Consider the following 21,402-nt stretch of genomic DNA (forward strand, 5'->3'; position numbering starts at 1 on the left):
CCTCCAACTATGTTGTTGTCGGCTTTATTTTACCATATAGTACTCCTTTTGCAATTGCATATATTTCCAGGATGTTTTCTAATTTTTCTTTCCCTTCACTTATAAATTTATCTTTAAAATATTCTCGCATCGAGCCGTATCGTGGATACACTATATCATTAAATCTCATCTTACCACCACATTTAGAACATTTGCATGGATCTACCCCAAAAGACGCAAGAATTCGATATTCCCACTTTTCTATTGATTTCTTAATTTGTATTATTTTCTTATCTATCATCTTGATAAATTGATCTTTATCCTTACATCTCCTCGAATACAGTCCAAAATATCTCACCATTTTAAAATTCTTGTCTGGTATATGTATTATAACTTTTTTTATAAACTCAAAGACTGACACTTTCTCTATTATTTCTTTATTGTCTTCATGTCTTTTATATTTAAATGTTACACTTTCACCATCATACGCAATTATTCTTGATTCTGCTATCGCAGGTCGTCCAACATATCTTCCAATATATTTTGCAGCTATCTTTGCTGATTTTATTTCATTTTTAGCATGAACATAAAATCCATCTTTATTATTTTTATATATTTTGTTCTTTAATCGTTTAAAACTATCTTTATTTCCTTCTCTTTTTATTATTTCATCTAATAATATTTTTGCCATCTCTTTCTTAATGCTTCATACGAAAAATATTTAAAATTTCTCCAGGTAGTTAGCTTGCCCTTTCCACCTTCTGTAACCATCATGTGGACGTGGGGATTCCACTTTAAATCTCGTCCAAAAGTATGTATAACTGCTATAATTCCAGGTATAAATTCTTCTTTTTTATTTTGCTTATACATCCAACTCGTAACAGCTTTAGCTGCACATTGCGGAAGTAACTTCAGCCTATCTCTTTCTCTTCCGAAGTAATTTCTAAGTTCCTCTGGTATTGTAAATACCATATGTCTATGCTTTACATTTATTAATTTTCCCAGCATTCCATTAACCCAATTATCAACATAAACCTTTCCACATGATGTACAAAATCTACTTTTACAAGTGAACCCAACTTTCTTTATTTCGCCACATTCCTTACATTTTAATTCAATATAACCATTACTTATATCCTTGCATTTCATAACTTTTTTTACTTCTGCAATAACACTAGGTCTAATTCTGTTTTTATATCTTTTATAAAATTCATTCCAATTTTCCTCTAATATTCTTCTTAATTTACTCTTAATCATTTCATCAATTTACCACATATATTTTCCTAATGCAAGTCTACACCGCGCTTTCAGCAAGCGCGATTTTTATACTTTCCTATACAATAAAAAAAGAGCTTATTATAGGTTAAGCTCTCTTTAAAATAATATATTTTATCTACAAGTAATTATATTTACGCTATACTATCGTCACTTCCATCTAGTTTCATCTTGCGTATTTCAGTACCAGTGTTCTGATCAATTTTAGTATAATAGATCCAATCACCCACTATATTCATTGCAGAAATACATATATCTTTGTCAGATGTTTTAGTCCTTTTGCTTCCATCTGATTTCATCTTATATATTTTACTATTATAAGTGGTTGACCCTGTTTGGTTATCTATCATGTAATAAATCCAATCATCAGTTACATTTAATATGCTCCATGCACAAGCATCTTCTTTAGATATTTCTTTTTCACTGCTTCCATCTGTCTTCATTCTATATATTGTAGCTGCCTTTGTCTGCTTATCAGCTTTTTCATAATAAATATAATCCCCAACTACATTTAAATCTAATATATCTAATTTGTCTTCTTTCACTAATTCTGTTTTATCGTTGCTGCCTATTTCCTGTTTATATATTGAGATTGCTTGTGTAGAGTTATCAACTTCCAAATAATACATATACTTATTCACTACATTAAAATCAAGTATAAGTTTATCTACGCTTAATACATCTGTCTTTTCACTGCCATCTGTTTTCATTCTGCTTATTATATATTTACCACTATCAATATATGAATAATAAATCCAACCATCTACTACACTTAAATGATTTAATGTTCCTGTAGTAGCTATTTCTGTTTTCTCACTACCATCTGTCTTCATCCTGCATATAATACTTTGCACAGGATATCCTTTTGAATCTCTTTTAGATAAATCACCTTTGTCATAATAAATCCAACCATCCACTACATTTAAGAAAAGTATATTTGCCTGATTTTCATATAGCAATTGGCTCTTTTCGCTTCCATTAGTTTTATATATTACACTATTATTATCTTTAAATTCCGAATAATAAATCCAACCATCTTTAGCTGCACTAAAACCATATTCATTGATATTTCCAGTAGTGTTTCCTCTATTTCTGTCTATTCTATGACTATATTGATTAAACAAGAATCTACCTGCTGTCCCACAAATGATAATTAAAATAATTATTCCAAAAAATACTTTTGGATTTATCTTTCTTCTAACAGTTTTCTCTTCTTTACTCTTTTCGCCAGCATTGCTACCATCCATTTAACTTTCCAACCTTCCATTTTTTATCTAGTTAGGCACAATCAAAAATAATAAGTCCGTCTGTCAGCATATCTTAGCATTTATATTGTGCCTGAATATCTCCTAAAAAATACAATATGACTACATTCTAGCATAAAAAATATAAGTTTACATTATATAAAATAATTATATTTTTCTCAATTTCAAATTATAAAACACTTATACTAAAAAAATTTGTTAATATAAACATAACATATTTAATTATTTCATCTTGAAAGATAACATAATCTCTAGTACTATGAAATTATTACATGAGTAACATATACTAGCATTCTAATTGACTATAAGTACACTTTTCAACCAAATATGTACTACAATAATATTTATTGAGAGGAGAAATAATATATATGGAATTAAATTTAAAAGAAGGAACTTCAATTATTAAGAATTTAAAGGTTACTGAGAACGAAACAGCTATTAAAATGGGATCAGGAGATTTAGAAGTTTATGCAACACCAGCTATGATTGCACTTATGGAAAATGCAGCTAAAGATATAGCATCTCCTGAGCTTCCAGCTGGTTTCACTACAGTCGGAATTGAAATGAATGTTAAACATATTAAGTCATCCCCTGTTGGAGCAAATATAGAATGTAAAGCTATACTTACCAAAGTAGAAAATAAAAAATTATTTTTTGATGTTGAAGCAAGTGATGACCATGGCACTATAGGGAAAGGTTTCCACATAAGATATATAGTAAATTCTAAGGACTTTATGGCAAGAACAAAAGATAATTAATTCCTTTCTATAAGTGAATTAGCCCTTAAATAATAAGACAGACTTTTAGCATAAAATATCACACTAAAAGTCTGTTTATTTCTAAATTCAATATTTACTATTATTAGAACTTGCTATTTTTTTCTTTTTTAATCTTAGAATTGTTATTGCAACTCCAGCAAAACAAATAAGTGCCGCACTAATATATACATATTTCATTCCAAATATAAAGACATCATTTCTGCCTTCTACATATCCAAGCACTTTTTTTCCCATTTTAATGCTCATAAAAGAATATAAAAGTACAGTAGCCATAGCAACCCCGGAAGATTGTCCTAAATTTCTTACAAACGCATTTATACTTCCTGCAATACCTAATTTATCACCTGGAGCTGAAGACATAACAAGTGAATTATTAGGTGATAAAAACAATCCATTTCCAATAGCTATTAAGGCTATATATATGGTTAATCCTCGAATAGATGAATTTTCATTTAAAGTCGCCATTAAACTCATTCCTATCCCCATAACCATCAAACCAATAAACGTCAAATATTCCGAACCAATTTTATCAGATAAATGTCCACTAAAAGGTGCTATTACTGTAATTATTACTGGAGAAATCATCATTATTATCCCTGCGTAATCAGGCGTCATCTTTAATACATTCTCAAGATAAAAAGGTTGAATAATATTATTGCTATTAAATGACATATAGCATATAAATGTGCACAATATACCTACAGAAAAAAGTGAATTTTTAAATAATGAAAAATCTATAAGGGGATATTTTTGTCTCTTTTCTATTATTATAAATATAACAAACAATAAAGCTGCAGCAAGAAACCCTAGCATTATTTTGACATTAGCATATCCGATTGTTTCTCCCGCTATAAGAGAATAAAATAGAAATATAACGCTTATCCCAAAAATTATAGCTCCAATAAAATCAATATGTTCCTTTTTTTCACTCAGCTTACCTGGCAGCATCTTAAAGCCAACTATAGTAGCAATTACTCCAATAGGAATATTAATAAAAAATATATAATTCCAATTTAAATATGAAACTATAAAGCCTCCTAACGGAGGACCAATCATTGTTCCGAGGGCTAAAAAAGTCGCTGATATTCCAAGTGCTTTCCCTCTTTCATTTGCAGGAAACACTTGAGTGATAATTCCCTGATTGTTTGCCATAGCAGCAGAGGCACCTATAGCCTGAATTATTCTAAAAAATACTAGAGACCAAAAATCACTTGATAAACCGCAAAACAAAGATCCAATAGTAAACACTAATAATCCTAAATTAAATATTATAGATTTCCCTTTAATATCACCTAATCTTCCAAAAAATAAAATTGTGCTGACTATTGTAATTAGATAGCAGATTATTATTAATTGGATAGAAGACATGGTTACAGAAAATATATTTACCATTACTGGCAGAACAACATTTACTATGGTGCTGTCTAAGGTAGCCATAAACGGTAGCAGCACTACTACTGCTAATATAATCCATCTATTTTTGTATTCATTTTTATTCTCTATATCCACAATTAAAAATCATATCCTTTCATTTATTATTAATTATATTGTATTTCAGGGAACAACTTATAACAGAGATATAAAATAATTATCTTATATATAATATACAGAATCTATTCAATTGGACTTCTATATTCACAAGGTACATTCGTCTGACATAAACTGCACTGTGAAACACCAAATTTATCTGGAGCCTCAACATAAGCACGATGATAACATTTTAGCTTATCATGTCCGTTCTCAGAAAGAGCATGGACAAGACATCTTTTAATACAGGCTCCACAGATTCCTTTTAATTAATCACTATCTTGTAACTTAGGAAAACTTATACTGTTAATAATCTATCCTTGCTGGCATTTATAATACTAATGAATTTATTTAACATTTCCTTCTATAGATTATTGCTTTTTGCAAGAACATGTATATACATGTTTTTAAGTAAAATAGCGTTCTTTCTATATTTGATAACAAACACTAAGTATTCTTTAATAGCAGATTACGCTAACTATAATATAGACTTATAAATTTTATCAAACTTCACTATATCTATGTGTAATAACATTGTTAAATTTTATTTGTTAGAATACTTACTAATAAAGTTTTGTATTTGCCCTAAGGTTTTTAAAAATTCTTCAAATTTTTCAGCACCAATCTCCTGCTCCATCAATGTGTGAACATTATTCCATACTGGAATGGCTTCATTTAACTTTTCTTCTCCACCTTCACTTATTGATATACATTTCCTTCTTGAATCATTATCATCTGTTCTTACATTAACATATCCTTTTTTTCTTAAAATTTCAATGTTGCGAGTTACAGTAGTTTGATCCATTAACATTATATCTGCTAGTTCACTTACTGCTGTATTTTCATGTGCAGCTACCTCTGCTAATAATGAAAATTGTGGAGCTGTGAGTCCTACCATCTGAAAGATTTGATCAAAATACTGAGTAGTAACTCTCGTTGTCATGCGCAGATTTCTACAAGCACATTTTTTTAATGGTTTTAAATGTTCTAAATTAGTCATAAATAATATACCTCCGTCAAATCTATGAATATACATATAGTAATCTATAGCAATTCCTATTGTCAAGTCGTTCATAAATCACTTACTACACATTGTAAGCTATAATATATTGTTAATAATTTTTTCGATTTATATGCTTAATAATAACTTTATATCATAAATTTCAAAAACTTATAGAAATTTTGCCGCAATTGCAAATCATACTTTATAAATACTGAATTTTAAATATAGTTTAGTTTATTACTATTTTTTATTAAAAATGCACACTGTCCTGCCGAATCCAGAGCATTTACCGCAAGATATGCATTTTGCTGGTTCTATATCACCTGTCTGCCACCTGTTGATTAAATCACTTTCACGTATCAGTGGTCTACTCAATGCGAAATAATCAATTGAAGTTTCACTTAGAATTTCTGTTAATTCAGTAAAATCTCTAATTCCCCCTACAGAAATAACTGGAATTTTTACTTCGTGCTTTATCTTTTCTGCATATGGCATAAAATATGGAGATTGTCCTTTTGCTATTTTTCTTGAATAGCTTTCATTTGGACGTGAAGATAAACTGCCTCCACTAATTTCAATAGCATCTATTCCCGCCTCTTCAAGCTTTTTGCATACATATTTACACTCTTCAAAAGTAATACCTTGCTCCATGAAATCTTCACTATTAGTTTTAACTAAAATTGGGTACTCAGAACCGACTTGATCACGCATTTTTTTGTATGTCTCTAGAAGCATTCTTGCTCTATTCTCAATACTGCCTCCATATTCATCATTCCTACGATTGTAATAAGGAGTTAAAAACTTACTTAACAAATATCCATGAGCTGAATGTAGCTGAATTCCATCAAAGCCAGCTTTTTTAGCTCTTATGGCTGCATTTGCAAAAGCCTCTTGAACTAAAAATATCTCATCTAATGTCATTTCATTTGGAGTATTCTTATATCCTAAATCCTCCACATTACTAGGACCCCATACAACTTTTTTTCCATCCTCATTTTTAACTGTTTGTGTACCTGCTGCACCTGCTTGAAGTATTATCTTAGCATCATATTTATGTGCTATTTCAGTTATTCTTTTATATTCTTCAATAAACGAATCTTCATAGATTCCTGTTTGACCTGGAATAAATTCTTCTAAATCAGTTACAGCCGTAATACCTGTAATTATAGTCCCTACTCCTCCACTAGCTAATGCTTCATAAACCTTAAATAACTCCTCTGTTATATGACCATTTTCATCTGCCATACCTTCATATGTTGCAGATCTAAAAAATCTATTTTTTAACTTGAGTGCTCCTAACTGTGTTTGATCAAATAATGATTTCATTTATATACCACCCTTCATTTTATATGCATATACATGTACAATGGTGAAAACTTTTTAATTTCTAATCATATAAATTCACTAACAGATAATATATGTATATGCATATACTATCATTTTTAAAGTTTATCTGTCAATATTAGAAATTATGATTTAGCTATATCCTCATACTTTTCTAAGTTTCACTTTACTTAAACCTTAAGCTAAAGTGAACTTAAATTAACCCCAATACATCCCTAACAAAAAAACTTATATACATTCATTTATTATAATAAGATTAATCTATTTCAATGAATATCAAAACCTCCGATAAGCTGGAGGTTTAATATATTAATCTATTCTTTACCTATTTCCATTACAAACTTTAAAGATCGATCCTACTCTATTATTTAAATCAAAATATCCTGTATCCATTAATATTGTTGGTTTAACCTTTAATGCATTTGGTCTTCCATTTTCTAAACACTCTTCATTTGCATATACAGCAACAATTTCACCGATAAACATTGTTATACTTGTTTTATAATTTTTGCAGGATTTCCACCTACCACAGCATTATCTGGTATATCTTTTGTAACAACAGAACCCGCTCCAACTACCACATTATCTCCAATTGTAACTCCTGGAAGTACAACGCAATTCCCACCAAACCACACATTATTACCAATCTTAACTGGCTTTCCAAAGCAGGCTGGTGTATTTCTCTCCTCCGGTTTTAATGAATGGCATGCTGTATAAATGCAGGTTCTTGGTCCCATAAAGCAATTTTCACCTATTCTGATTTCACAGGTATCAAGCATCAAACAATCGAAATTCCCCACGAAGAATCCCTCTATATGAATATTATATCCAAAATCACATTTAAAAGTTGGTTCAATGAATACATTATCATTGCAAGTCCCAAGTAATTCCTTCAATATTTTTATTCTTTTTTCACCTTCATCTGCTTCCGTTAGGTTATAATCTTTTGTAAGTTTCCTTGCTCTCATCTGACCTTGTTTTATTTCATTGTCTAGGACATTATAAACTTCTCCTGAAATCATTTTTTCTTTTTCACTTTTCATTTTAAACTCCCCCATTTGTATCAAATCCTCAATATAATCGGATTAGAAATCATTTTCGAATATATGAAATAATAGTTGCTACAGCGCTTATATTTTCCTCTGAAACTCCAGATATGCATAATCTTATATAATTAAACTTCTCTATCTTTATTTCTTTTTCTAAAAAGCAATCTCCTGCTTGTTTTATTAAAATTCCCTGACTTTTTAATTTCTCTTGCAGTTCATATCCATCAATATATTCTGGTAACTTAATCCATATAAATATTCCGTTTTCAGGAACATTCCAAATAAGATCTTTAGGTTGAAGCGATATGAAAATTTCTTTTATTTTTCTGAGTTTTGCTTCATAAGATTTTCTTATTTTCTTAAGCTGCTTTTCATACATACCAGATTTGATAAATAACTCTAATGCGCCTTGAGGCAGCCTCGATGTGTTTAAGTCCATAAGCTGCTTAATAGCTGCTATTTTTCCAAGCATAGATTTTGGAGCTATAACAGCACCTAATCTTATTCCTGGCATAAAAGCCTTTGAGAAACTTCTGATGTATATTGTTTTTTTATCCACATCGTAATAGTGAAGTGGCATTGCTCCTTTTTTCCCAGCCAAATCTGCAATGTAATCATCTTCAATAATGATTACATTATATTTAGTACATAGCTCCACAACTTTTTTCTTATCTTTTTCAAGTAAAGAATATCCTGTAGGATTATGATGTCTTGGTATAATATAAAAGGCTGTAATCTCGCCTTTTTTTAATATTTCCTCCATTCTTTTATAATCGTAGCCATCAATTTTTCTTTCAATCCCAACCATATTAATACCTAGATGCGCCCCTAATTTTATAGCAAGATTATATGTAGGCACTTCAACTAATAATTTTCCATTACTATTAGAAAAAATAGCTTGAAAAGCTAGGTCTATCCCCTGCTGTGCTCCATTTGTTACAAGAATATTATCCATATTCGTGTAAATTCCATCTTTCTCAAACTCAGCTTTTAATGTTTCTCTCAAAGTTAATAACCCAACATTAGATTCATAATCAAATAAGTTATTTTTATATAAATCTACTGCTTTATTTATAACATGAGTAAATTCTCTATATGGGATTAATTTATCATCAGGCCTTACTGTACTAAAATCCACTTCTTTGCTTGCAATCGCTTGCCTATTCTCCGAGTCAACCAAATAAAATCCTCCACGTGGTATACTAAAAACTCTATGCTCTTTTTCAAGTTGTTCATAGGCTTTATTTACAGTTATTTTATTTACCTCAAAAAGAGCTGCCATTTTCCTACAGCTTGGAAGACGCTTCCCACTAGTAATTCTTCCCTCTTTAACTTCTTTTAAAATATACTTTTTTACTAATTCAGTTTTACTTATTTCCCTCATAAAATCCCCCCCAAAATTTATTCTGTAGTAGTACAGAATATTTTTTCCATAATTGAACTATCCTTCCTATTATTATATCCTTTAATCAAAAGATTTCAATTTATTGGAGGTTATAAAATGGCGGAATTAATTAAAACTAAGAATTTAAGAATGTTTAATAGTCCTGGAATTTCCATAACAGTTAAACGAGCACAAGGTACAAAAATTTATACAGAAGAATATGGTGAATTAATTGATTTGCAAGCTGGCTGTTGGGCCGCTGTCCTTGGACATTGTAGAAAAGAAATAGCTGAAACTCTAAGTATAAATGCACAACTTTTGTTTCATACCCACGAGTGGTTCACTACAGAACACCCTGCAGCTTTAGTTAGTGAAATATCTTCTGCTGCAAAACTTAGATATAGCTACAGAGGAACTTTTATCTCTTCGGGCAGTGATGCTGTTTCTCTTGCAGTTACTTTATCAGAACTACTTACAAAAAAAAGTCAAAAACTATGTTTATCAATTTCTTCTCTTGGTTCATCACCAGAACTTAGGATGCCAAGAGATCAAAAAGTATGGATTGATTTACCTATAAATAAATGTTTAAGCTGCAAAAAGAAATGTGATTGTAGAGAATGCGGAAAATTTAACGAAATAAATTTTAAAAATATAGCTGCCTTTGTTTTTGAACCCGGTAATTCAGGAGGACTAGTTCTTTGCCCTCCTGAAAAACTTATTGAGTTTTTATGTGAGAAAGTTAGGAATGCAGGAGGCCTTATCATAGCAAATGAAGTTACAACTGGCTTTGGTAGGACTGGCAAATGGTTTGGCTTTCAGCATTATGAATGTTTTAATTCTGAAGAACATAGTCCTGATTTTATTTCTATGGGAAAAGGTCTTGGAAATGGTTACCCTATAAGCGGAATACTTGTAAAATCAAAATTAGCTGAAGCTATAGAAGATTCTAAATTTAAATATGTCCAATCGCATATAGATGATCCTCTTGGATGTATTGTTTCAAGAAAGGTTATTGAAATAATGCTAGAAAATAACCTCGTAGAACGCGGAAATAAAGCCGGAGAATATTTACAATGCAAATTACATGAACTCGCAGAAATTACAGGGGAAATAAGCGAAATTCTGGGCAGAGGCATGATGATTGCTATAGCCCTAGATAAAAATCTCAAAGCTAAAGAAATATTTCTTAAGCTTCTAAAGAAAGGTTTTTTCACTGGATATTCAGAAATGTACAACATTATACGCTTATATCCCCCATTAATCCTTAACTATTCAGAAATCGATAATTTTTGTTTTTCACTTAAAGATATTCTCTTAAATAATTAGTTGTTTGAATCTATTATTTCTTTCAAGGTAACATTTTGATTTATAAATCTTGCCTTACTCTTTTCATTTTTTATACTTATTGATTTTTGTGGACAATGATGAATGCAGGCTAAACAGCTCTGGCAATTATCACCAAATGTAGGTTTCTTCTCTACTTTTATGTTATTTACTGGGCAGACCTTTTCGCAGGTTTTACAGCCATTGCATTTATCATCTACACTAAATTTCTTTGCAAAATCACCTTTGTATTTTGGCATTAAATTCTTTGAAATTGCTCTTACTATTGGATGTTCTTTAATGTATTTCCTTTCAACTTCAATATCTTTAATAATTTGTGCAAGATTCTCTTCAATATTTTTCTTTGATTCCTTTTCTTTTTGCTTATCCATATCAAAGCCTGGTAAATAGTTATCAATCATGAGTAAGTCATTGATATAAGAAAATTGAATATTATTCCTTTTTCCAATTTCTAAAAGATGACTAGTAGTCCCTCCTGATAGAGCCCCATAAGATACTATCCCAAAAATATAATTACTTTTCAATTTAACTTTATTTAAGAACTCTTCAACCATTTTAGGAACACTCCATCCATAAGCTGGAAATATTATCCCGATTTTCTCATCTTCAAATTCATATTTGCCTTCTTTTATTAACTTTGGGATAGAATAAAGCTCTCCCCCTAATCTCTTTGCTATATATAAATTATTTCCTGTTGCTGTAAAATATAATATCTTCATTATTACCTCCATAATTAACCGTTACAGATGTAACGTTTTATTGAATACAGTATAATATCATGCACTAAATATTGCAATAGCATTAACAGCTACTGTTACAAAACAGGCTAAATTGTTCACGATGACTAAAATAAATATATAAAATAAAGCTGCTGATAAGATATATGCTTCTATACTATGCATATATCTCACCAACAACTTTATTTAATTCTTATACGGTTATTATTTTTAATAATTCCTGTGGAGTATCTATAATATAATCTGCACCATTTTGCTCCAAAACTTTTCTGCTTCTAAATCCCCACGTTACCCCTACACATATAACTCCAGCATTTTTCGCTGTTTTAACATCTACTTCAGAATCACCAACATATACTGACTTATCAGTAACTGAACCTAATTCTTCAAGTGCCTTAAAAACAGTATCTGGAGCTGGCTTTTTAGAAACCTTCTCTGATTCTCCAATTGCCACTTTTATGTATTTTTCAAAATAAATTTTATTAAGTTCTTTTACTGCTGTATCAAATTTGTTTGATACAATTGCCATTTTATACTTCTTTTCTAATAGCTGCCTTAAAAGTTCCATAATTCCTTCATATGCATCAGTCTTATTTCTCATATTTATAGAATAATGGTTGCGAAAATCAATAAAACATTTTTCATACATAGGATTACTAGTTCCATCTGGTATAGCAAGTTCTATTAAGCGTGCTGCACCATTACCAACAAAACTTCTGATTTCCTCCAAGCTTTTATGCGGAAAACCATATAGTCCTAATGCAAAATTAACGCTATCTGTAAGGTCTTCAATTGTATTAAGTAATGTCCCATCCAAATCAAATATGACTGTATCATACTTTCCCATAATACATACCTCCTCATATGAATATATCACCATTATATATTACCCCAGGTCATATGACCTAATGGTATTATAACATGTCTCCTAAATATCACATTATTAAATTTTTAAAGTACACAACTCATCACATCTATTTGGTATGTTTGCGTTAGCTCGTCTCTATTCCTTACATAAATTTTGTAAAGCTAATTGTAGTTCCTAATTATCTTAAAATCAGCATATGAATTATAAACAATAAAAGTATTATAACACTAATCCCTGTAATATGTTTTTTATCCATTATTTTTCGTATTGTGCTATTGTAATTCGGAATAGCTATTTTTCTGCTCTTTAAAACTGATTCTATATATTCTATATTTTCCCTAGGAACATTCATTAATATCTCACGGTATTCCTTAGGAATCATAGTATTAATTTTTTTCAAGCGATTAAATGAATACTTATGACATTCCAAAAGCTGCTTATTAGTGTAATTTCCATATTCTTCGATATTTATTGGTGTTTTCAACATCTTCTCTCCTCCTAATTTACATGAAATCAGTATATTGCAAATATTTTATGTTTTTATTTCTTTGTAAATTATTATAAAAAAAGCCAACTTAAACTACTCAATTGCTGAACAATTAAATAGTTTAAATTGGCCGGTTGCACAACTAGCTCCAAATTCCTAAAGTGCCCACATAAAAGAATTCTTCACAGCTTCCAAGTTTTATTAAATTAATACAATTTATTATATACTTAGTAAATCTTATAATACATGAATATTATCAGAATAATATATAAAAATCAATAGTCATTGTTAAACTTTATTAATGGGACATTTTATTTTATTATTTATTATCAATTTTTTATTCGCATAAACATGCTCAACATTTAATTCCAAAACTTTTTATTTAAAATAATATATTATGTGTTGAAAAACTGATACTCATTAGCTACATTCCTATAACAATGTGGTTTGTCTCCTATATTTGCATCAAATAAGTAAGACCACAAGATATTTTTTAGTATCTTGTGGCCATTCATTGACAATAACTTCATTCTTCAATGAATTTCACTAATTCCTTGTTAAACTTTTCATACTGATCATAAAATGATGCATGTCCACTATACTTAAATGGAATAAGCTTTGAATTTCTAATACATTTTTCTTGTACTTCGCCTAGCTCAAAAGGCACAACTTTATCATGAATTCCATGGATAATTAAAGTAGGAACATTTATTTTATCCAAGTCAGAAAACAACACTTCTTTTATCCAAGTCTTCGCAATTTCTGCTGTTGCCCATCCAGCTGCTTGAAATCCAAGATTAAGGAACCACTCTGAAAAGGCTTTAGTTATATGCTGATAGAAAAATATATTACCAAACCCTTGAAGCATATTAGGTCTATCCATATATGTTCCTTTAATAATTTCCAAAACAGTTTCTTCCTTTAATCCATAAGGAAAATTAGGCCGTTTAATAAGGCTTGGTGCTGCTGCTGCAAAAAGAGCCAATTTTGATACTCCATTACCTTTATGACGGGCCATGTATCGAATTGCTATCGCCCCTCCAGTTGAATGTCCTGCAAGAGTAATATTTGATAACTTTAGTGCATCAATTACGCTTCTTACATCGTCGGCCAGCGTGTTATAATCATAACCACTATAAGGTTTATCTGAATCTCCAAATCCTCTTGTATCTATTCCAATGCATCTATATCCCATCTTTGGAAGCTGATCAAATTGATATTCAAATAACTTATGGCTTCCAGGCCAGCCATGTAAAAACAAAATTGTTTTGTCGCATTTTTCATTAAGATCTTCTACATAAATTTTCACATTAGGCTCTACTCTAATATAATAGCCCATTTATATCCTCCATTAGAAACTATAATTATAGTATTAGATTATTCACTGAACATAAATTTGTGAATGAATCAATTCATTCTAAAAATTCTTAATACTTATAGTTTAATTTCAATTAATTAAGCTTTTAGCCATAGCTTGTCCTATTAAATTTCTTTTTTGTGTGCAATTCTTATTAAATTTTCTTTGTGCCTTATGACCATAAGAATCCAAGCTAATGTAGCAGCTACTATTATTGAGATTGGTAAATTTAAAACAATACTCATAGTAGGTATGGTTATTCCTCCTGCAAGAGTCCTAATGGAAACTATTTTTGTAAATACTCGTAATATTAAATAAACTACGAATCCAGTTATAGTTGGAATTGGTGCAATTAAAACAAATGCCCCTATAGTTGTATTGGCTCCTTTCCCTCCATTAAATTTTAAAAACGGAGTATAATCATGTCCTAAGATTACTGCTAATGCAATAATAGAAAAATAAATATCTATTGATACTGGCAATTCTACATACCTTGTTAGCCAAATTCCTAAACTCATTGGAATTATCCCTTTTAAAATATCTATCATCTGAGTTATAATAGATATTTGGGTTCCAGCTACTCTTTTAACATTTGTTGAGCCTATATTTCCACTACCTTTTGTTCTTATATCTATACCATATAATTTTTTAATTATTAAATATCCTGTTGGTATTGATCCACACAAAAAAGAGACAATAATTGTTAATATAATAATCATTTATTTCACCTAGCTCTCTTATATATGATATTTACGCTTATTATTAATTTTCATAATAATAAAGTTAACAATTCAAGCACTCTATATCAACTAGAATAACTCTTTTACTATAATTTAAATTTTCTATATATAGTCTCAACCAAAGAAAAAATCATTAAACACAAATCTATTTCGGAGATAAATACGATGCTTATTAACTCCTCACAATTATAATATCCCGACATATACATCAAGCCACACAATTCTATTAGAATAAATAGTAATAATAAAATCACATTTCTCATTATAGACCTTTGCAAAGCATCTTCAAAATACTCTATACTAAAATATACTGTCCCAGCTATTACCAATGCTAATATGAGTAAGACTATAGTACTATCCATAGTATCCCCCCTATTTATTTTATGTTCCCCAACTATTATATTTACCTTATTGAATAATTGCTAAACATCACATCTAAAAATTATTAAAAAATACCGTAAATTCAATTAATAAATTCTACGGTATCTCCCATTATGTTTTTAATATTAAATTAATCAATTTATTCTGTGACAATATCCTATCCTCTAGGTGCATACATAATTATGATAACGCCGATTAACGCTATGGCTCCACCAATTAAATCAAATTTATCAGGTGTTATATTATCAATCTTCCATCCCCACAAAATTGATAAGGCAATAAATATTCCTCCATAAGCTGCATATACCTTCCCAAAGCTGACATTTGAAGGCTGCAATGTAGGAACTATTCCATATAGAATTAATACTACTGCTCCTGCAATCCCGTACCAAAAACTTTTTCCATCACGCAGCCACAACCATACAAGATACCCCCCGCCAATTTCAAATATTCCTGCTAATATAAAATAAAATATGGATTTTATGATTTCCATGTGCCCCTCCTATGTTAATCTAATCTGCACTATTGCTATACATAATTTATAAGTACATAGGAATTATAACATATTTTAATCAGCTTACATTTAGTAATTTATCCTGCGAGCTCCTTATAATAAAAACGATAAATCGACTACTTTCCATGAATAATACTTTTAGAAATTCCTATAAGGATTTCATCCTCTAATTCATAACTTCTAACTGAATTATCTTTATTACATATAGAAAATAATATACTCCCACATCTGTAAAATATAAATTTAACTAGATATGAGAGTATATCAATTATTTATTATATTGTGGTTCTTCCTGCTTTACAAAATCGAGTCTTGATTGAATAGTTTGTGATACATTTTCCATTGTATTTGCAAGTTGATTAAACATTTGTTTTGCTTCCTGATTATCTGTATCTAAAGAAAATGTCTTCATATCTGCAGCTAATCCTTTAGCACTAGCTAATGCTGTCTCAAGTTTATTTCCTGTTGGCATAAAAATTCCTCCTTTATGATTTTTATCGACCACTATATTTTGTTCATAATCAATTTAAATATTCAGTCTATTTACGATGAAATATATTCCTTTTCAAATTATAAAAATGAATTAAAATCAAACTTATTGGTTAAAGTAAATTAGAAAATAATCTAATAGTTAAAGGAGATTTTTATATGACTGCAATTGCAAAAGTGAAACAAACGTTAGCTACATTGAAAGGCGCTGAAGCTACTTTAAGAACATATTCGTTACAAGAAAGTGATGAAGATGCCAAAACTGCTTTTTATACAGCACTTGAAGAAATAAGTAAAGTTAAGATAGATTTAGAAAAGAGAGTAGGAACCATGGAGTTTGAAGAACCCCAATACAAAGGCAACTAAACGAGGTGGAATATGAATACTTGGTCAATACTATTATTTAATTCAATAATTCTATTTTTTCTATCATTAGTTATATCAAGATATTTAAAAAAGAAGACTTTATCCCACGCTACTCCTTTTGACTTTATTTCTTATGCCGTGATAGCTATTATAATTGCTTTAATTTCTTTAAATATGATTGATAATATTTATTTTGGGTTAACCTCACTTGCAGTGTGGGTACTAATGCCTCTCGCATTAGATTATGCTTCTATGAGAAGTAAATGGATTTATAACGCAATACACGGTAAGGAAAGAGTTTTGATTAAAAATGGCAAAGTAATGGAAGATAATCTATCTAAGGAACGAATCACCGGACAGGAATTTTTGCAGGAACTCCGCTCTAAAAAAGCATTTAACTTAGCTGATGTTGAATTTGCTGTCATGGAAACCACCGGTGATATAAACGTTAGTCTGAAAGCTGATAAGAAACCAGTTACTGCTTCTGATCTTGGAAAACAGATCGGATCTAAAGCTGAGCCTCAAACAGTTATTCTGGATGGAAATATATTAAATGAAGGCCTCACAAATGCTGGCTTAAATCGCGGCTGGCTTACAACCCAGTTAGAAATCAAAGGAGTTTCCCTTGAAAATATTTTTCTTGGTCAGGTAGATTCTTCCGGTGATTTATATGTTGATCTTTTTGATGATATGATACAAGTTCCTAAAACAGAAATTAAAGAGATGCTATATGCAAGTATTGAAAAGAGTCAATCTGATCTTATGGCATTTTCTTTAGATAGCGACAATGAAAATGCCAAAAACATGTACTTGCAAAATGCTGATAAATTAGAAGAAATCATGAAAAAATTAGAACCATATTTATTACGTTAGAAGGTGAAAGAAATGTCAAATATGAAAAAGAAAAGAATGACTACAACTGAGCAGCAATATGATGAATTAATAAGCAGTATAGAGCCTAAAAGACCTATTCTGAAAAATTGCATAAGAGCTTTCCTTGTAGGAGGAGCTATATGCACAATTGGCCAAATACTACAGTTGGTTTTTATTAATTATTTTAATTTTGATGAAAAAACATCTGTAGGTCCTACTTATCTAATCTTAATATTTTTAGCAGCTTTATTTACTGGCCTTGGAGTTTATGATCATCTTAGTCAATGGGCTGGGTCTGGGACTGCTGTTCCTATAACAGGCTTTGCTAATTCCATAGCCTCTGCTTCAATTGAACACAAAAGTGAAGGCTTTGTTCTTGGAGTAGCAGGTAATATGTTTCAACTTGCAGGGGCAATTATTGTTTATGGTGTATTTGCTGCCTTTGTAGTTGCCACTATACGAATGACAATAATATGGCTGGGGGCGATGTAAATGCTTAAAGGACATCAATCCTGGATTTTTGATTCTAAACCTACAATATTAGCTTCAGCAGCTGTTGGTGGTCCTTTCGAAAGCAATGGAGCTTTAGCAGATGATTTTGATATACTTTATGAAGATTTATGGCTTGGTCAAGATAGCTATGAAAAAGCTGAAAAAGCTCTCTTAGAGCATGCTTGCGAAAGAGCTATACAAAAATCAAAAATACAAAAAGAAGATATTAATTTTTTCTTAAGTGGGGATTTAATGAACCAACTCATCTCCAGCAGTTTTGCTGCAAGAACTTTGAGCATTCCTTATTTAGGTATCTTTGGTGCCTGCTCCAGTTCTATGGAAGGTTTATCATTAGCAGCTCAATTGATAGACAGCAAAGCTGCCAAATATGCAGTAGCAGCTGCATGCAGTCATAATGCAGCCGCTGAAAAGACATTTAGGTATCCTACTGATTATGGTGTGCAAAGGCCTCCTACTGCCCAATGGACAGTAACTGCAGCCGGAGCTGCAGTCCTTGGTCCAAGTGGAGATGGACCTAAAGTAACTTCCGCTACTATTGGAAGAGTCATAGATATGGGCGTTTCAGACCCTTATAATCTTGGAGCTGCCATGGCACCAGCTGCTGTGGATACAATCGAAGCTCATTTTAGGGATTTAAATATAGATGCTTCTCATTATGATCTTATCGCTACTGGTGATTTAGGAAAAGTCGGTCATGAACTTGCCAATGCTTTATTCGAAAGGCATCGTATAAATATGCCCAAAGATATCTTTACAGATTGTGGACTTTTAATATATAAAACTGAGCAAAATGCCTTTTCTGGCGGTAGCGGATGTGGTTGTTCTGCCTCTGTAACTTATGGGCATTTACTTAATCGCATGCGAAAAGGCGAATTGAATAAAATGTTAATTGTAGCCACTGGAGCTTTAATGTCTCCTATTTCATTTCAGCAAAAGGAAAGCATACCTTGCATTGCTCATGCTGTTTCTATAGAAATGTAAAAAGGAAGGTGTAAATAAGATTATGGAAAAACTTGTTTTTGCATTTATAATAGGCGGTTTAATTTGTGTTATTGGTCAGCTTATTATGGATACACTAAAAATCACTCCAGCACATACAACCTGCACATTAGTTGTAATAGGGGCGATCCTTGGAGGTCTTGGCCTATACGACCCTTTAGTAAAATTTGCAGGTGCAGGTGCATTTGTGCCTATAAGCAGCTTCGGTAATACCCTTGTGACAGCTGCTATAAATGAAGCTGAGCAAACTGGTTATATAGGCATTTTTACAGGTGTTTTGAAGACAGTAAGTGTTGGAGTTTCTGCCGCAATAGTTTTTGGTTTTCTCTCTGCCATGATTTTTAAACCAAAGGGATGATGTTTTATTAAAAGAAGTCCTCATATTGAATTTAATATGAGATTTATTTCCAAATATTTCTGTATGGATATAAATATTTTCATAACTTAAAGCAAATTATTTTTTCAAGCCTCAGCTTGAGGCTTTTTTCATTAAATTTTATATATTAAGTTACTTATAACTAAAAAACTTATTCTATAATTATTTTTTTATAATATTTATAGAATAAAAATTGTTATATATTAAAATTTGAAGTAAAATATTTATGACAAATACTTGTCGCGAAACTATAAATAATGCTTAATTGGAATTATTTTAAATATAAAGAGGCGAGGGAATAATGCAAAAGAGAAAAAAGCTATATCTTATTTTAATAACGTCAATACTTTTATCTATCTTCATATTTTTTCATCCATTTTTTTATTATAAGTTTTTTGGTAAAAATCCAACTGTTATACATAATATTATATATGCCAGTTCTCTTCCCGAAAATAATTTCAAGAGTTCATATACTCCTAAAATTAAATTTGACAGCAGACCTATAACAAAAGTTACTGGAGTAAGTTTAAACATTTTAAACCAAAACAGTATTATTAATACTCCTATGCTGCTTAAAGCTCAAAGATATTATATACCTCTGAGCCTTATTTGTAATAGACTTAACTACAGTGTTGATACTTCTGATAATAAGATTCTATTAACTAACAATAATAATGAGATTTCTCTAACTGAGAATTCTTACACTAAAAATTCTAAGACACGCTTTCTTCGTGGAAACTTAATTAATAATAATGGACTTAATTATATTTCAATCTCAGATATAGAAGAGATTTTTAATTTAATTGCTGTTTTTGACTTTAAAAATAATAATATTAGTTTATTTGATAACACTACAAAAGCACCTGAAGATTCTTCTGTTTCTTATAACAATAAAGTTGCTTTAATTAGATTAGAGGATTTTGGTTGCGGAGGCAACTACGCCATAGACCAAAACCAAACAAAAGTAAAAAGCATAGCTAATCTTTTTTATTCACAAAGAATAAAGTTTCATATAAGCTGGATTCCTAGATACAAATCTCCTGCAGACAATATTGATAATGATCTATTAACTAATGATAATATAACCAATGTAGGATTTGTTAACCTTTTAGATTATTTGATTAATAAGGGTGCAGAAATAGGACTTCATGGTTATACCCATCAACATGCCGATGAAAAAAGTGGAACTGGTGAAGAAATGGCTAAAGATATAAATGATACAATTTCTGATACTCAAGCCATAATTGAGAATGGGATTGATACTGCAAGTGCCTTAAATATACCTATTTCCTATTATGAAAGCCCTCATTATAGGGAAACTGACCTTCAAAGAAGTGTTATTGAAAATTACTTTCAGTTTATCTATGAACCTTTCGATAGCACAACTACGAATATATACAACTTAGATGACCATCACTTGTTTGTCCCAACACCACTTGGATATGTGCATGATTCAGATCCTACATCCATAATTGATGGACTTAATGATGAAACACCTGATACGCTTCATAGTTTTTATATTCATCCATTTATTGAATTAAAATATATAGATTTTAATACTAGTAATAACAATCTTAATATTAATTATGATAAAAATTCACCATTACAAAAAATAGTAGGTGCACTTAAATCTCATGATTATACAACTATTCACATTGATGAACTTATGGAAAGATAAACATAAGAAAACCACTGCAAAGTCAGTAAAAATTTTAGGCACATATTACAAATATGTGCCTAAAACACTGTATTT

25 protein-coding genes, 1 pseudogene and 1 riboswitch are annotated in these 21,402 nt (G+C 30.4%); of the genes and pseudogenes, 8 read left to right on the top strand and 18 right to left on the bottom strand.

Annotation, left to right across the window (positions count from 1 at the left end):
- Nucleotides 1-7 precede the first annotated feature (7 nt).
- The 3 genes from CDLVIII_RS32650 to CDLVIII_RS20920 form a co-directional block, all read right to left on the bottom strand.
- A complete protein-coding gene (locus CDLVIII_RS32650; RefSeq protein ID WP_278245863.1) occupies nucleotides 8-670 on the bottom strand; it encodes a transposase in 663 nt (220 codons plus the stop codon).
- The gene (locus CDLVIII_RS32655) at nucleotides 652-1,236 is read right to left on the bottom strand and encodes a transposase zinc-binding domain-containing protein (RefSeq protein ID WP_278245864.1); all 585 of its coding nucleotides are present in this window, start codon (nucleotides 1,234-1,236) and stop codon (nucleotides 652-654) included. The genes CDLVIII_RS32650 and CDLVIII_RS32655 overlap by 19 nt, the downstream gene beginning before the upstream one ends.
- A gap of 152 nt (nucleotides 1,237-1,388) precedes the next feature.
- Nucleotides 1,389-2,501 (bottom strand): DUF5050 domain-containing protein, encoded by a 1,113-nt coding sequence (locus tag CDLVIII_RS20920; protein WP_009171466.1) that lies wholly within the window; start codon nucleotides 2,499-2,501, stop codon nucleotides 1,389-1,391.
- A gap of 386 nt (nucleotides 2,502-2,887) precedes the next feature.
- On the opposite strand from CDLVIII_RS20920, the gene CDLVIII_RS20925 reads away from it, so the two are divergent.
- Nucleotides 2,888-3,277, top strand: a complete 390-nt coding sequence (locus CDLVIII_RS20925; RefSeq protein WP_009171467.1) for a thioesterase family protein — start codon at nucleotides 2,888-2,890, stop codon at nucleotides 3,275-3,277.
- Between the two features lie 87 nt (nucleotides 3,278-3,364).
- On the opposite strand, the gene CDLVIII_RS20930 is transcribed toward CDLVIII_RS20925, so the two are convergent.
- The 6 genes and pseudogenes from CDLVIII_RS20930 to CDLVIII_RS20950 all read right to left on the bottom strand — a co-directional run bounded on the left by CDLVIII_RS20930 (nucleotide 3,365) and on the right by CDLVIII_RS20950 (nucleotide 9,605).
- Nucleotides 3,365-4,807 (bottom strand): MFS transporter, encoded by a 1,443-nt coding sequence (locus CDLVIII_RS20930; protein WP_009171468.1) that lies wholly within the window; start codon nucleotides 4,805-4,807, stop codon nucleotides 3,365-3,367.
- Between the two features lie 562 nt (nucleotides 4,808-5,369).
- Entirely contained in the window at nucleotides 5,370-5,825 is a 456-nt protein-coding gene (locus CDLVIII_RS20935; protein WP_009171469.1) for a MarR family winged helix-turn-helix transcriptional regulator, read from the bottom strand.
- Nucleotides 5,826-6,068: 243 nt separating this feature from the next.
- Nucleotides 6,069-7,154 carry an NADH:flavin oxidoreductase gene (locus CDLVIII_RS20940; protein ID WP_009171470.1) on the bottom strand — a complete coding sequence of 362 codons (1,086 nt, stop codon included), beginning with the start codon at nucleotides 7,152-7,154 and terminating at the stop codon, nucleotides 6,069-6,071.
- A 339-nt stretch (nucleotides 7,155-7,493) separates the two neighbouring features.
- Nucleotides 7,494-7,661, bottom strand: a pseudogene (locus CDLVIII_RS30175) (flavin reductase family protein); the annotation flags it as partial.
- Nucleotides 7,661-8,215 carry a sugar O-acetyltransferase gene (locus CDLVIII_RS20945; protein WP_009171471.1) on the bottom strand — a complete coding sequence of 185 codons (555 nt, stop codon included), beginning with the start codon at nucleotides 8,213-8,215 and terminating at the stop codon, nucleotides 7,661-7,663. The gene CDLVIII_RS20945 and the pseudogene CDLVIII_RS30175, both read right to left, overlap by 1 nt.
- Before the next feature lie 49 nt (nucleotides 8,216-8,264).
- Nucleotides 8,265-9,605, bottom strand: a complete 1,341-nt coding sequence (locus tag CDLVIII_RS20950) for a PLP-dependent aminotransferase family protein (RefSeq protein WP_009171472.1) — start codon at nucleotides 9,603-9,605, stop codon at nucleotides 8,265-8,267.
- Between the two features lie 117 nt (nucleotides 9,606-9,722).
- Here CDLVIII_RS20950 and CDLVIII_RS20955 point away from each other — a divergent pair, with 117 nt between their 5' ends.
- The gene (locus CDLVIII_RS20955) at nucleotides 9,723-10,931 is read left to right on the top strand and encodes an aminotransferase class III-fold pyridoxal phosphate-dependent enzyme (protein WP_009171473.1); all 1,209 of its coding nucleotides are present in this window, start codon (nucleotides 9,723-9,725) and stop codon (nucleotides 10,929-10,931) included.
- Here CDLVIII_RS20955 and CDLVIII_RS20960 read toward each other — a convergent pair.
- The 9 genes from CDLVIII_RS20960 to CDLVIII_RS20995 form a co-directional block, all read right to left on the bottom strand.
- Nucleotides 10,928-11,668: an EFR1 family ferrodoxin gene (locus CDLVIII_RS20960; protein ID WP_009171474.1), complete on the bottom strand. Its 741-nt coding sequence runs from the start codon at nucleotides 11,666-11,668 to the stop codon at nucleotides 10,928-10,930. The two genes, CDLVIII_RS20955 and CDLVIII_RS20960, sit on opposite strands and share 4 nt — an antisense overlap.
- Before the next feature lie 57 nt (nucleotides 11,669-11,725).
- Complete coding sequence (locus CDLVIII_RS32660) at nucleotides 11,726-11,851, bottom strand: hypothetical protein (protein ID WP_278245865.1); 126 nt, start codon at nucleotides 11,849-11,851, stop codon at nucleotides 11,726-11,728.
- A 28-nt stretch (nucleotides 11,852-11,879) separates the two neighbouring features.
- Nucleotides 11,880-12,533 (bottom strand): HAD family hydrolase, encoded by a 654-nt coding sequence (locus CDLVIII_RS20965; RefSeq protein WP_009171475.1) that lies wholly within the window; start codon nucleotides 12,531-12,533, stop codon nucleotides 11,880-11,882.
- A gap of 199 nt (nucleotides 12,534-12,732) precedes the next feature.
- Nucleotides 12,733-13,041, bottom strand: a complete 309-nt coding sequence (locus CDLVIII_RS20970; RefSeq protein WP_009171476.1) for a hypothetical protein — start codon at nucleotides 13,039-13,041, stop codon at nucleotides 12,733-12,735.
- Between the two features lie 119 nt (nucleotides 13,042-13,160).
- Nucleotides 13,161-13,243: riboswitch (cyclic di-GMP riboswitch) on the bottom strand.
- Between the two features lie 324 nt (nucleotides 13,244-13,567).
- On the bottom strand, nucleotides 13,568-14,380 hold the full coding sequence (locus CDLVIII_RS20975) for an alpha/beta hydrolase (protein ID WP_009171477.1): 813 nt from the start codon (nucleotides 14,378-14,380) through the stop codon (nucleotides 13,568-13,570).
- Nucleotides 14,381-14,523: 143 nt separating this feature from the next.
- On the bottom strand, nucleotides 14,524-15,117 hold the full coding sequence (plsY, locus tag CDLVIII_RS20980; RefSeq protein WP_009171478.1) for a glycerol-3-phosphate 1-O-acyltransferase PlsY: 594 nt from the start codon (nucleotides 15,115-15,117) through the stop codon (nucleotides 14,524-14,526).
- Nucleotides 15,118-15,224: 107 nt separating this feature from the next.
- Nucleotides 15,225-15,500 (bottom strand): hypothetical protein, encoded by a 276-nt coding sequence (locus CDLVIII_RS20985; protein ID WP_009171479.1) that lies wholly within the window; start codon nucleotides 15,498-15,500, stop codon nucleotides 15,225-15,227.
- A gap of 176 nt (nucleotides 15,501-15,676) precedes the next feature.
- Nucleotides 15,677-16,012: a YnfA family protein gene (locus CDLVIII_RS20990; RefSeq protein WP_009171480.1), complete on the bottom strand. Its 336-nt coding sequence runs from the start codon at nucleotides 16,010-16,012 to the stop codon at nucleotides 15,677-15,679.
- A 289-nt stretch (nucleotides 16,013-16,301) separates the two neighbouring features.
- Nucleotides 16,302-16,505 (bottom strand): DUF1657 domain-containing protein, encoded by a 204-nt coding sequence (locus CDLVIII_RS20995; RefSeq protein WP_009171481.1) that lies wholly within the window; start codon nucleotides 16,503-16,505, stop codon nucleotides 16,302-16,304.
- 176 nt (nucleotides 16,506-16,681) lie between these two features.
- On the opposite strand from CDLVIII_RS20995, the gene CDLVIII_RS21000 reads away from it, so the two are divergent.
- From CDLVIII_RS21000 to CDLVIII_RS21025, 6 genes are all read left to right on the top strand, one after another.
- Nucleotides 16,682-16,888: a DUF1657 domain-containing protein gene (locus CDLVIII_RS21000; protein WP_009171482.1), complete on the top strand. Its 207-nt coding sequence runs from the start codon at nucleotides 16,682-16,684 to the stop codon at nucleotides 16,886-16,888.
- Between the two features lie 12 nt (nucleotides 16,889-16,900).
- Nucleotides 16,901-17,761: a DUF421 domain-containing protein gene (locus CDLVIII_RS21005; RefSeq protein WP_009171483.1), complete on the top strand. Its 861-nt coding sequence runs from the start codon at nucleotides 16,901-16,903 to the stop codon at nucleotides 17,759-17,761.
- A gap of 12 nt (nucleotides 17,762-17,773) precedes the next feature.
- Nucleotides 17,774-18,253 carry a stage V sporulation protein AC gene (spoVAC, locus tag CDLVIII_RS21010; RefSeq protein ID WP_009171484.1) on the top strand — a complete coding sequence of 160 codons (480 nt, stop codon included), beginning with the start codon at nucleotides 17,774-17,776 and terminating at the stop codon, nucleotides 18,251-18,253.
- Entirely contained in the window at nucleotides 18,254-19,255 is a 1,002-nt protein-coding gene (spoVAD, locus tag CDLVIII_RS21015; RefSeq protein WP_009171485.1) for a stage V sporulation protein AD, read from the top strand. It begins immediately after the preceding gene.
- Nucleotides 19,256-19,277: 22 nt separating this feature from the next.
- Nucleotides 19,278-19,631, top strand: a complete 354-nt coding sequence (spoVAE, locus tag CDLVIII_RS21020) for a stage V sporulation protein AE (protein WP_009171486.1) — start codon at nucleotides 19,278-19,280, stop codon at nucleotides 19,629-19,631.
- Between the two features lie 319 nt (nucleotides 19,632-19,950).
- On the top strand, nucleotides 19,951-21,327 hold the full coding sequence (locus tag CDLVIII_RS21025) for a DUF2334 domain-containing protein (RefSeq protein ID WP_009171487.1): 1,377 nt from the start codon (nucleotides 19,951-19,953) through the stop codon (nucleotides 21,325-21,327).
- Nucleotides 21,328-21,402 lie beyond the last annotated feature (75 nt).

This window comes from Clostridium sp. DL-VIII (assembly GCF_000230835.1).
Lineage (GTDB): Bacteria > Bacillota > Clostridia > Clostridiales > Clostridiaceae > Clostridium.